The organism is Pelagivirga sediminicola (assembly GCF_003072125.1).
GTDB lineage: Bacteria > Pseudomonadota > Alphaproteobacteria > Rhodobacterales > Rhodobacteraceae > Roseovarius > Roseovarius sediminicola.
Map to the genome: position 1 here is coordinate 48,750 of NZ_QCYH01000014.1, position 10,891 is coordinate 59,640.

10 protein-coding genes and 1 tRNA gene are annotated in these 10,891 nt (G+C 64.8%); 7 read left to right on the forward strand and 4 right to left on the reverse strand.

Annotated features, from left to right (window positions below; all coding sequences use genetic code 11):
- Nucleotides 1-14 precede the first annotated feature (14 nt).
- The 5 genes from pstC to phoB are packed head-to-tail and all read left to right on the forward strand — an operon-like array spanning nt 15 to nt 4,761.
- A complete protein-coding gene (gene pstC, locus DC366_RS16680) occupies nt 15-1,226 on the forward strand; it encodes a phosphate ABC transporter permease subunit PstC (RefSeq protein WP_108693365.1) in 1,212 nt (403 codons plus the stop codon).
- Nucleotides 1,223-2,551, forward strand: a complete 1,329-nt coding sequence (gene pstA / locus DC366_RS16685) for a phosphate ABC transporter permease PstA (protein ID WP_108693354.1) — start codon at nt 1,223-1,225, stop codon at nt 2,549-2,551. Before pstC ends, pstA begins: the two co-directional genes overlap by 4 nt.
- Nucleotides 2,552-2,566: 15 nt before the next feature.
- Nucleotides 2,567-3,364, forward strand: coding sequence for a phosphate ABC transporter ATP-binding protein PstB (gene pstB / locus DC366_RS16690; protein ID WP_108693355.1), 798 nt, complete (start codon nt 2,567-2,569; stop codon nt 3,362-3,364).
- Between the two features lie 3 nt (nt 3,365-3,367).
- Nucleotides 3,368-4,075 carry a phosphate signaling complex protein PhoU gene (gene phoU / locus DC366_RS16695; protein ID WP_108693356.1) on the forward strand — a complete coding sequence of 236 codons (708 nt, stop codon included), beginning with the start codon at nt 3,368-3,370 and terminating at the stop codon, nt 4,073-4,075.
- Nucleotides 4,075-4,761 (forward strand): phosphate regulon transcriptional regulator PhoB, encoded by a 687-nt coding sequence (phoB, locus tag DC366_RS16700; protein WP_108693357.1) that lies wholly within the window; start codon nt 4,075-4,077, stop codon nt 4,759-4,761. Before phoU ends, phoB begins: the two co-directional genes overlap by 1 nt.
- Before the next feature lie 70 nt (nt 4,762-4,831).
- Here phoB and DC366_RS16705 read toward each other — a convergent pair whose 3' ends face one another.
- From DC366_RS16705 to DC366_RS16715, 3 genes are read right to left on the reverse strand one after another with little or no spacing between them, the layout of a single operon-like run.
- Entirely contained in the window at nt 4,832-5,833 is a 1,002-nt protein-coding gene (locus DC366_RS16705; protein WP_108693358.1) for a YcjF family protein, read from the reverse strand.
- Nucleotides 5,830-6,273: a GNAT family N-acetyltransferase gene (locus DC366_RS16710; protein ID WP_108693366.1), complete on the reverse strand. Its 444-nt coding sequence runs from the start codon at nt 6,271-6,273 to the stop codon at nt 5,830-5,832. The genes DC366_RS16705 and DC366_RS16710 overlap by 4 nt, the downstream gene beginning before the upstream one ends.
- Nucleotides 6,274-6,278: 5 nt before the next feature.
- The gene (locus DC366_RS16715; RefSeq protein ID WP_108693359.1) at nt 6,279-7,706 is read right to left on the reverse strand and encodes a YcjX family GTP-binding protein; all 1,428 of its coding nucleotides are present in this window, start codon (nt 7,704-7,706) and stop codon (nt 6,279-6,281) included.
- 163 nt (nt 7,707-7,869) lie between these two features.
- Between DC366_RS16715 and truA the strand changes: the two genes are divergently transcribed.
- Nucleotides 7,870-8,679, forward strand: coding sequence for a tRNA pseudouridine(38-40) synthase TruA (gene truA, locus DC366_RS16720; protein ID WP_108693360.1), 810 nt, complete (start codon nt 7,870-7,872; stop codon nt 8,677-8,679).
- A gap of 41 nt (nt 8,680-8,720) precedes the next feature.
- Nucleotides 8,721-8,797: transfer RNA gene (locus tag DC366_RS16725), tRNA-Arg, on the forward strand.
- 151 nt (nt 8,798-8,948) lie between these two features.
- On the opposite strand, the gene DC366_RS16730 is transcribed toward DC366_RS16725, so the two are convergent.
- A partial coding sequence (locus tag DC366_RS16730) for a TniQ family protein (RefSeq protein WP_165802943.1) occupies nt 8,949-10,891 on the reverse strand: 1,943 nt, incomplete at its 5' end.

The window sequence follows — 10,891 nt, forward strand, 5'->3', positions numbered from 1 at the left end:
TCCGGAACCTTGATATGGCGCCCTCTCTGCCCGCACTGGTGATCGGTCTGGCGGTCTTGGCGTCTTTCGCCGCGCAGATGCGGGCACGTGCCGCGTCGGGCGGGGATCTGCGCAATCTGGCATCCCTGCCCGGGCCGCATGGCGCGAACGCCTTTCTCAGTGTCCTTGTTCCGGCGATCGCCAGCTATGCCGCCCTGTCACTGGTCAGGTTGATCGGTGACCGGCAAGGGGTCGAGCTGCTTTCCGCCCATTCCGTGCCCGTGGCGGTGCTGGTCGTCGCCGCACTTGGGTGCGGTGGCGCAATCTCGGTGTCCACAGCGCGGTTTCGGGCCCGCGCAGCATTCGAGTGGTGGATCAAGTCGCTCCTGATCGCCGCCGCCGCAGTGGCGGTCCTGACCACGCTCGGCATCGTGCTGTCGATGCTGTTCGAAGCGGTGCAGTTCTTTCAACAATACCACTGGCGCGATTTTTTCCTGTCCAGCAAGTGGTCTCCCAACTTTCGCGGCAACAGCGCGCTGGGCATCCTGCCGCTGCTTTGGGGCACGCTATACATCAGCTTCATCGCGCTGCTGCTTGCGGTGCCTGTTGGGCTGTTTGCCGCGATATACCTCTCCGAGTATGCAGGGCGGCGGATGCGAAATGTCGCCAAGCCGCTGATCGAAATCCTCGCAGGGATCCCCACGATCGTCTATGGGCTGTTTGCGTTGACCACGATCGGGCCGGTCCTGCGGGACTATTTCGCGCAGCCGCTTGGGTTGGGCGACAGCGCGTCGTCGGTGATGACGGCGGGGCTGGTCATGGGGATCATGCTGATCCCGTTCGTGTCGTCGCTGTCGGATGACGCCATCAATGCGGTGCCGCAGGCGATGCGCGACGGATCCTATGCGCTGGGCGCCACGCGGTCCGAAACGATCCGGCAGGTGGTGATCCCGGCTGCCTTGCCGGGCATCATGGGCGCCGCATTGCTGGCCGCCAGCCGCGCCATCGGCGAGACGATGATCGTCGTTCTGGGCGCCGGAGCCGCCGCCCGCCTGTCGCTGAACCCGCTTGAAGCGATGACGACCATCACCGTGAAAATCGTCAGTCAACTGACTGGTGACACCGATTTTGCCAGCCCTGAAACATTGGTGGCCTTCGCGCTTGGGCTGACGCTTTTCGTCTTTACGCTGGGGCTCAACGTGCTGGCCCTGATGATCGTGCGCAAATATCGGGAGCGATACGAATGACACCTCCGGCGCATTCCCTGCTCAAAAGCGATGATCGCACCAGGCGGCGGCGCGCGTCCGAGGCGCGGTTCCGCGCGTGTGGACTGGCCGCGATCGGCATTGCGGCGCTGGCGCTGGCCGTGTTGCTGACTTCGGTTCTCGCCAATGGCGCAGGGGCGTTTCGCCAGACCTATATCAAACTGCAGATCCCCTTGCCCGAAGCCAGTCTGGACAAAGCCGGCCAGCGCGATCCGGCCGCGATGGCAAAGGTCTCGACCTTCGGCTATGCGGCGCTGCTGCACGCCGCCCTGCTGGACCGGATCGCCGCGTTGCAGATCGAGACGGAACTGGCCGACCAGGACGTCGCAGCAATGATCAGCAAGGAGGCGGCCGCCACCTTGCGCGATCATGTGCTCGCGAACCCTCATCTGATTGGCGGCATGGCGGCGATGGATGTTCTGGCGGCAGGTCGGATCGACGGGTATTTCAAGGGCCGCGTGACCCTGAAAAGCGCGGCGATGGACGGCAATACCTCACCTCAGGCCCTGCAGCTTGCCCGCAAACTGGCCGATGCCGACGTGATCGAGACGCGTTTCAACTGGCGGTTTCTGACCGCGCCCGACGCCAGCGACCAGCGGCCCGAGGCCGCCGGTCTGGGTGTTGCGATGCTGGGATCGCTTTACATGATGCTGGTGGTGCTGGCGCTGGCCCTGCCGGTCGGGGTGGCGGCCTCGATCTATCTGGAGGAATTCGCGCCCCGGAGCAGGATATCCGATCTGATCGAGGTGAATATCAGCAATCTGGCCGCCGTCCCGTCCATCGTGTTCGGCATCCTCGGGCTGGCGGTTTTCATCAACTTCGCCGGGATGCGGCAATCCTCGCCCCTGGTCGGCGGGCTGGTTCTGACGCTCATGACGCTGCCGACGATCATCATCTCGACCCGCGCGGCGCTCAAATCGGTGCCGCCGTCGATCCGCGATGCTGCATTGGCCCTCGGGGCCAGCAGGATGCAGGCGGTGTTTCACCATGTCCTGCCGCTTGCCGCGCCGGGCATACTGACCGGCACCATCCTGGGGCTCGCGCAAGCGCTGGGCGAAACCGCGCCCCTGCTGCTGATCGGCATGGTGGCTTTCGTGCGCGACTATCCGGTGGCGTATAGCGATACGGCAGGGCTGTTTGGCGACGCGGCCACGGCGCTGCCGGTGCAGGTCTTCAACTGGACCCAACGGGCCGATCCGGGTTTCGCCGAACGCGCATCGGGCGCGATCATCACGCTGCTGGTGTTTCTGGCCGTGATGAACACGGCGGCCATCCTGCTGCGCCGCCGCTTTGAACGTCGCTGGTAACGAGAGGGGAATGCCATGAAGGACATCGATGTAATCGAGCGCTCGCGTGCAGGGGCGCGGCAGAAGATATCGGCACGCAACGTGCAGGTTCGCTATGGGCACACGGCCGCGATCAAAAATGTGTCGGTGGATATCGCCGCCGACACGGTGACCGCGTTCATCGGCCCGTCCGGCTGTGGAAAATCCACATTTCTGCGCTGCCTGAATCGCATGAATGACACGATCGACACTTGCCGCGTGACGGGGGAGATCCGCATTGACGACGAAGACATCCACGACCCCAAGGTCGATCCAGTGCAATTGCGCGCCAAGGTCGGTATGGTGTTTCAAAAGCCCAATCCCTTTGCGAAATCCATCTATGACAACGTGGCATATGGCCCGAAAATCCACGGATTGGCCCGCACCAAGGCCGAGCTGGGCGACATCGTGAAGGTCGCGCTGGAAAAGGCCGCGCTCTGGGACGAGGTCAAGGATCGGCTCGACAGTCCGGGAACGGGGTTGTCTGGCGGTCAACAGCAACGATTGTGCATCGCGCGTGCCATCGCGACCGCGCCGCAGGTTCTGCTGATGGACGAGCCGTGCTCGGCCCTCGATCCTATCGCCACAGCGCAGATCGAAGAGCTGATACACGATCTACGCCGGAACTATTGCGTCGTGATCGTCACGCATTCGATGCAGCAAGCCGCGCGAATCAGCCAGAAAACGGCGTTTTTCCACCTTGGCAGTCTGGTGGAGTACGGCGATACCGATCAGGTGTTTACCGCGCCCCGCGATTCAAGAACCGAAAGCTACATCACCGGCAGGATTGGATAACCCATGGAAAACGAGCATATCTCTTCGGCTTTCGATACCGATCTCGAAGCGGTCCAGTCGCAGATCATGAAAATGGGCGGACTGGTCGAAAACGCCATCCAGCTTGGCATGAAATCCCTTGAAACCCGCGACGCGGAACTGGCCCGGCAGGTGCGCGTCGCGGATGGGGCCATCGACGCGCTCGAAGAGGCCATCAACGAGGGTGCCGCGCGCATCATTGCGCTGCGCGCCCCGACGGCGGTCGATCTGCGGCTGGTCCTGTGTGTGATCAAGATCAGCGGCAATCTTGAGCGGATCGGCGATTACGCCAAGAACATGGCAAAACGGACCGAGGTTCTGTCTCGCGCCGCGCCGGTCGGCAATGGCATGGGCACGCTGCGCCGCATGACACGCGCCGTCGAGGTGATGCTGAAGGATGCGCTTGATGCGTATATCCATCGCGACGTCGCTTTGGCGGCTGATGTGATTGCGCGCGATGTCGATGTCGATCAGATGTATAATGCGCTGTTCCGGGAGCTGCTGACATTCATGATGGAGGATCCGCGCAACATCACCGCGTGCCTGCATCTTCATTTCATATCCAAGAATACCGAACGCATGGGAGATCACGTGACTTCGATTGCCGAACAGGTGATATATCTGGCCACCGGCAAACAACCGGACGAGGCCCGCCCAAAGGCGGACACGACCACGAGCGCGGGGGCTATGTGATGACATCCATGCAGGCGCAGGTGCTGCTGGTCGAGGACGAGGCGGCCCAGCGTGAGGTGCTGACCTATAATCTGAAAGCCGAAGGATTTGCCGTGCGCTGTGCCGAAAACGGCGAGGAGGCGATGTTGATGATCGCCGAGGCAGTTCCCGATCTGGTGATCCTGGATTGGATGATGCCGCGGGTGAGCGGTCTTGAGGTCTGCCGCCAGATCAAGACCCGTGACGACACAAGGCATATTCCGGTCATCATGCTTTCGGCCCGCTCCGAAGAGGTCGATACCGTTCGGGGCCTGGAAACCGGCGCGGATGATTACGTGATCAAGCCGTATTCGCTGAACGAGTTGATGGCGCGTGCCCGCACGCAGTTACGCCGCAACCGCTCGGGCTCAGTTGCCATTTTGTCGTTCGAGGACATCACCCTTGATGCCGAAAGCCACCGGGCCAGCCGCAACAATCAAGAGCTGAAGCTGGGACCGACGGAGTTTCGCCTTCTGGCCAGGTTGATGGAACGGCCGGGCCGTGTCTTCAGCCGCGAGCAGCTGCTGGATCTGGTGTGGGGCCAGGACATATTCGTGGAGTCGCGGACGGTGGATGTCCATGTTGGGCGGCTGCGCAAGACACTCACGCGGTTCGGCGGCAGCGATCCGATCCGCACCGTGCGCGGTGCCGGATATGCGCTGGGATGATCGCAAATCGCGGCAGCCCTCGATGATGGCGCGGTGATCGCGGCGCCACGCCTATATGTCGCGAAACGCGTTAACTGGGAAACAGGCCGCTCAGCGCCGTGGTCAGGAGCCTGCGCACCTTCGGGCGTTTTCCGGGCGAGAAGGGCAGGGGGCGGCAGACCTCCATCGCGGCGACGCCGACGCGCGCGGTCAGGGCGCCGTTGACCACCCCTTCGCCGAACCGGCGCGAGATCTTCGACAATAGGCTGCCGCCCGCGACGCTGGAGATCACGTCGTCGCCGACCGCCACGGCGCCGGTCGCCACCAGATGCGTCAGCACGGCGCGGGTCAGGCGCAGGCTGCCCAAGGTGCCGGAGCGGCCGCCATAGATTTCGGCGATCCGGCGGATCATCCGCAGATTGGCGCTGAGCGCGACGACCACATCGGCCAGCGCCAGCGGCACCAGCGCGGTGACGGCGGCAACCTGCCGCGCCGCGCCCTCGACCTGGCGAAGCGCGGCGGCGTCGAGCGGGGTCAAGAGCTCGGCCTCGGTCAGCGCCAGAAGGGTGCGCGCGTCGAACTGGTCGCCGCGCTGCTCGGCCAGGCGCTCGCGGCCCCAGCGGGTATCCTCGCGGCCCGCGTAGAGCTTTACCAGATCGTCGGTCAGGCGCCGCGCGGCGGGCAGATCATCGTCGGCCAGCGCCGCATCGGCGGCGCGGTGCAGCGCGTCGATCCGGCCGAGGCGCGCAAAGGCGGCCAGCTCGCGCAGGGCGATGGCCAAGAGGACCAGAACCAGCGCGATCAGCAGGCCCGACACGACATAGCCCAGCAGCGGAACGCTGGCGACCAGCCCGGCGGCGAAATTCCACGCCGCCAGCGATATGGCAAGGGTCAGCAGGGTACCCAGCAACCCCCAGAAGAGGCGCGCCAGCCGCGAGGGGCGCCGCGCGGCCAGCGCGGCGACGGTCTGCATCGCGCGGCCCTCGGGCGGCGGCGGCAGGTCGGGATCGGGCACTGGCGGCGCCTCGGACGGGGCGGCGCGGGGGGTGTCCTCGTCCAGATCGAACAGGATGGGGCCTTTGGGGCGGCTCATGGCGCAGGGCTCCTTTGCCAGATCATGTGGATGTCGGGCAGGCGCTCGTCATTGCCCGCGCCATCGCTGCGCCCCGCCTCGGCAAAGCCGTGGGCGGCGTAGAAGCTGCGCGCAGCCTCGTTCGCCTCGGCGACGAAAAGCTCCAGCCGGGGCTGCGCGCGTTTGGCCTCCTCCAGCAGCGCGCGGCCCATCCCGCGCCCCTGCGCGCGCGGATGCACGTAAAGCGCATGCACCAGCGCCCCGTCGCGCGCGATGAAGGCCGCAGGCCCGCGCGCGTCGCGCAGCACACGCACCCAGCCTGCTCGCGTGATCTGCGCCATGACGCGCAGATCGGTGCGATAGGGGCGCACCCGCGGCAGCCACGCCGTGCGGTGGATGAACCCCCACAGGATCGCCAGCATTTGCGGCACATGCCACAACCGCGCGCGGATGGGTTGCAAGGCGCTCACAGCCTGTCGCCGATCAGGAACTGCGCCGCGCGGTCCAGCCGGATATGCGGCGGGCCCATGCCGGGCTTCAGGCTCAGCGGCGCGGGGGCGAATTTCATCACGCGGTAATCCTGATCGAGCCACGCCTCATGCCCCTGCCGCGCCGCCGCGATCAGCGATGCGGGGCTGTCCGGCAGATCACCGGGATGAAAGGCGGCCTCGCGCCCGCGGGTGCCGCCCGGCTCCAGAAGCGTGCCGCGCACGCAGTGGAACGCCTCGCCGTCCTGCTCGCGCGTCTCCTCGACCGTGGCACGCAGGGAGGCGAGCGCGATCGACGCCGTCTCGGCCCCCTGAAAATCGGCGCGGGCGCGGGCCTCGGCGGTCAGCGCTTCCATGAAGGCCGTGAGGCGCGCATGCTGGGTATGGTGCAGATGGTCCGCCTTGGTCGCGGCAAACAGGATCTTTTCCACCCGGCGCCCCAGTAATAGGCGGCTGAGAAACGCGTTCCGGCCGGGGCGGAACGCCGACAGGATCTCGGTCATCGTGTCCTGCAGATCGGCCACGGCGGGCGGGCCTGCATGGATCGCCTCCAGCGCGTCGACCAGCACGATCTGCCGGTCGATCCGCGCGAAATGATCGCGGAAAAACGGTGCGACGACCTGGGATTTATAGGCGTCAAAGCGCCGCTCCATCTCGCGCCAGAGGCTGCGGCGGCCGGGGCGGTCCGGCTTCGCGATCGGCGCAAAGGTCAGCGCGGGCGAGCCGGCCAGTTCGCCCGGCAGGATGAACCGGCCCGGCGCGATGCCGCTGAGCCCCTTCTGCCGCGCCGCGTGCAGATAGGCGGTGAAGGCGTCCGCCAGCGGCCTGATCTGCGGCTCGTCCCATGCGGCGGCGCCGTCGGTGGCGCCCGCTTGGGCAAGGTAGGGCGCGGCGATCCCGCGCCGCTCCATGGTGGCCAGCGTCGCGGCGGACCAGCCCTCGTAGGTCTTGTCCATCAGCGCAAGATCCAGCAGCCATTCGCCCGGATAATCCACGATGTCGATATGCACCGTCCGCGGCCCCGTCAGCCCGGCCAGCAGCCCGGCGGGGCGCACGCGCAGCGACAGGCGCAGCTCGGATATGGCGCGGGTGCTTTCGGGCCAGTGGGGCACCGGCGCTGTGAGGGCGGCCAGATGGCTCTCGAAGTCGAAGCGCGGCACGGTATCGTCGGGCTGCGGCTGTAGGAAGGCGGCGGTGATACGCCCCTCGCTGGCCGCCACGAGGCCGGGCATGCGCCCGCGCTCCAGCAGGTTGGCCACCAGCGAGGTGATGAACACCGTCTTGCCCGCGCGCGAAAGGCCGGTGACGCCGATGCGGATGACAGGCTCGAAAAACGTCTCCGACAGGCTGCCGGAGACCCGCTCGGCCCCGCGCGCCAGCCCGTCGGCCAGTGTCGAGATCCCCAATGTGCCGCCCTTTCGTGATTGCCTTGAGCCCATAGATAACCGCGCGGTGCAGGCGTTTCCAGTAGGCGGCGCGCCCAGGCGGCCGGGTTGCCATGAGTATTTTTGCCAAGATGAAGGATCGCGGCGCTTTTCGCGCGGCGCCGATTGGAGTAAGCGCTGGGCCATGCCGAGATTTGCGCTGAAAGTCGAATATCACGGGGGGCCGTTCTCGGGCTGGCAGCGCCAGCGCGATCAGCCATCGGTGCAGGGTGCGATCGAGGCGGCGCTGGCGCGGCTGGAGCCGGGCGCCCACACCATCGCCGCCGCCGGGCGCACCGATGCGGGGGTGCACGCGCTGGGGCAGGTCGCGCATTGCGATCTGTCCAGGGACTGGGCGCCCTTTCGGCTGATGGAGGCGCTGAATTATCATCTCAAGCCGCAGCCGGTGGCAATTGTCGATTGCGCCGCCGTCGCCCCGAACTGGCACGCGCGATTTTCGGCGCAGGAGCGGCGCTATAGCTTTCGGCTGCTGATGCGCCGGGCGCCCGCGACGCATGATGCCGGGCTGGTCTGGCAGGTGCCCCATATGCTGGACCTCGCAGCCATGCAGGAGGGCGCGACGCATCTGGTGGGGCACCACGATTTCACGACGTTCCGCTCCTCGATCTGCCAGTCGGCAAGCCCGGTCAAGACGCTGGACATGCTGGAGATCCGCGACGTGGCGGGGCAGGGCGGGCCCGAGCTGGGCTTTGAGTTGCGGGCGCGGTCGTTCCTGCACAACCAGGTGCGCAGCATCGTCGGCACGCTGGAGCGCGTGGGGCGCGGTGCGTGGGCGCCGCAGGATGTGCGCCGGGCGCTGGAGGCCCGCAACCGCGCCGCTTGCGGGCCGGTGTGTCCGCCCCAAGGGCTGTATCTGGCCGAGGCGGTCTATCCCGAAGACCCTTTCACGCGCGGCGCGCTTGCCGATCAGGCGGCGCCGGCGCGAAAATCCTAGTCGCTTGCGATCCGTTTTCCGAGCCGCTATCACGTCGCCAAGGTCCCGTAGCTCAACCGGATAGAGCACCTGACTTCTAATCAGGATGTTGGGGGTTCGAGTCCTCCCGGGATCGCCATCGGCGTTTTTCAATGCCAATGCACCATAAGCTTGCACGTTTTGGCGATTTCCATGCACACCTACTGTCAAGATGCTTGGGGTGCCATGTTGAAGATTTCCTTTAGCACACTGAGATAGAACGGTGTTTCAGCACAGCCCGTGGCTAGTGGTCACTTTCCTCCCTGAGTTTTCAAGAGTGCCACAACCGGCTCAACTTCGTTCCGAAGATAGACCGGTCCGACATCCAAGCCGTTCGGTCGGTACGGCTGGACCCCCTCGCTCTGTAGAACGGCCCGGATCGTGTTCAAATGCGCACCGGTTTCGGCCGACAGAATCGTTGGTGTCGTATAGCTGGCCTCAAACGCAGCGATGTCGTCCCGGCTCATTCGCCACTCCCGACGCCTGGTCGTGGGATTCAAAACCAGCATCGCAGGCGTGTAACCACCTTTGATCAGAGCCAAGAATTTCCCTTTCCCCCGAATACCAGCCGACCGGGCGAAGGCCGCTGCGGTCACCTCGCCCTGTTTGGTCGATGGCTTGCGCTTCGGTGCGGCCTTCGCCTTGAACGCAGTAACCTCAGTGATTTCCACCACAAGCCCGTGGTAGCCGAACACATCAGAACGCTTACCAAGGCGCAGAAAACCACTCCTGATAGCCGCAATGATCGCGCCAACAGGAAGCTCCAGCCGCTTGTGAACGAGTTGGATCGTCTTCCACCCTGGCTCCTCTGGGGCAACCGGCTGCGCATAGGCCTCCAACTCCTCAAGAAGAGCTTGGCCATCCGCAATTCGCCAAGGCGATTTGATCGTTGCGACTTTGGTCCTCGGGACGAGGACACCGTCTGCCTTCAATCCTTTCAACTCGGCCAGCGTTGCGCCGATTGCCCGTCGCAGCGCAATCGGACCGACCAATGTAGGGATTTCATCAAGAATGTGCTGCCAAGCCTTCGCATCAAAGGTCTTGCGGGCATCGGCACGCGCGTCACTGGGCGCAAACGCGCCCGCTTCTGTCAAGAAATCATCCAGAACAGCCGAGCCGATGCCGGTTTCCTTGGATGCTGACGTAAGGGAATGGAGGCGCCGCTCTGTCACGGCCTGCCCGAAAAAATCTTCACCTGCCGCCAACGGCCATATTTCCAGAAAATAGTCACGAAGGATCCCGCGAAAGACCGCAAAGGCATCGTCATCAAGGTAGATGCGCTTAAGGTGCTGGAAGAGCGGGCCCAATTCGCCCTGCGTCACGATGTGGCCGCCGTCCTGTGATCGCATAAGGATGTCCAGAGCCGCTCGGACCCCATCAGGGCCTTGCGAGACAAAGGCAAAGCCCGTGGCCTTGGCGTGCCGATCGTCCGGGGCCTCGTCCCTTTTGCGCAGCAAGGCTGCACCGATAAACTCACAGATTGTCATCGCTGCAAACACCGGCTGTGAGGCCAGCCATGTTTTATCCGCAGCGATACCCTGCGATAGACGCTTATCAAGCCAAAGGTCAATGCGCACGCAGTTGAATGATCCTGCTCGCAGGTCTGGCAGGATCTCCGCCAATCTCGCTCCAATATCATCCCGTACGATGGGGCGCGAGCTAGACCACAAGGGAACCAGCGGATGATGGTGCCGGTGGCAAATATCAACACCTCTGCAGAGCCAGTCCCCCCGCAAGGCAATGTGCCGCAATGGATGGGGCTGATCGGCTGCATGCTCACGCATGCAATGTGGACAGCCCCGAATGATCGGGTTTCGTAGGGCCCGCGAGACGAAGACCTCCTTCCGAAACCGCATCCGGACGTCTCCGATGCGTTCACCTGTCCAAGAGAGCAGTTCGGCGACCTGCGTGGCCGACAACCCTGCGCGTTCTGCAAAAATCGCGACTGCCTCTTCGTCCTGCTCCAAGATACGCCGAAAGGTGGTACCGAGATCGAGGGCGAAGTTGACAGCGTCCGTCCCATTCAGGATTGCCATGCGCGAAAACAGCGACGGGAGCGTCTCGCGGTCAACGGGCTCTACCGTAAGGGCAAGTTTCCGCAGCAAATACACCCCCTGTGAGAACGGCGGTGCGAAAGTCGGCCGCGGTAGCGGCGGGATGAGCCTGCTGCGGGCGGCGTAAAAGTCGTCCACCT

Bases quoted from the DNA above. Each gene is read 5' to 3' on its own strand.
- pstC (WP_108693365.1), top strand. From the start codon at position 15: ATGGCGCCCTCTCTGCCCGCACTGGTGATCGGTCTGGCGGTCTTGGCG.
- truA (WP_108693360.1), top strand. From the start codon at position 7,870: ATGCCGAGATTTGCGCTGAAAGTCGAATATCACGGGGGGCCGTTCTCG.
- phoU (WP_108693356.1), top strand. From the start codon at position 3,368: ATGGAAAACGAGCATATCTCTTCGGCTTTCGATACCGATCTCGAAGCG.
- phoB (WP_108693357.1), top strand. From the start codon at position 4,075: ATGACATCCATGCAGGCGCAGGTGCTGCTGGTCGAGGACGAGGCGGCC.
- DC366_RS16705 (WP_108693358.1), bottom strand. From the start codon at position 5,833: ATGAGCCGCCCCAAAGGCCCCATCCTGTTCGATCTGGACGAGGACACC.
- pstB (WP_108693355.1), top strand. From the start codon at position 2,567: ATGAAGGACATCGATGTAATCGAGCGCTCGCGTGCAGGGGCGCGGCAG.
- pstA (WP_108693354.1), top strand. From the start codon at position 1,223: ATGACACCTCCGGCGCATTCCCTGCTCAAAAGCGATGATCGCACCAGG.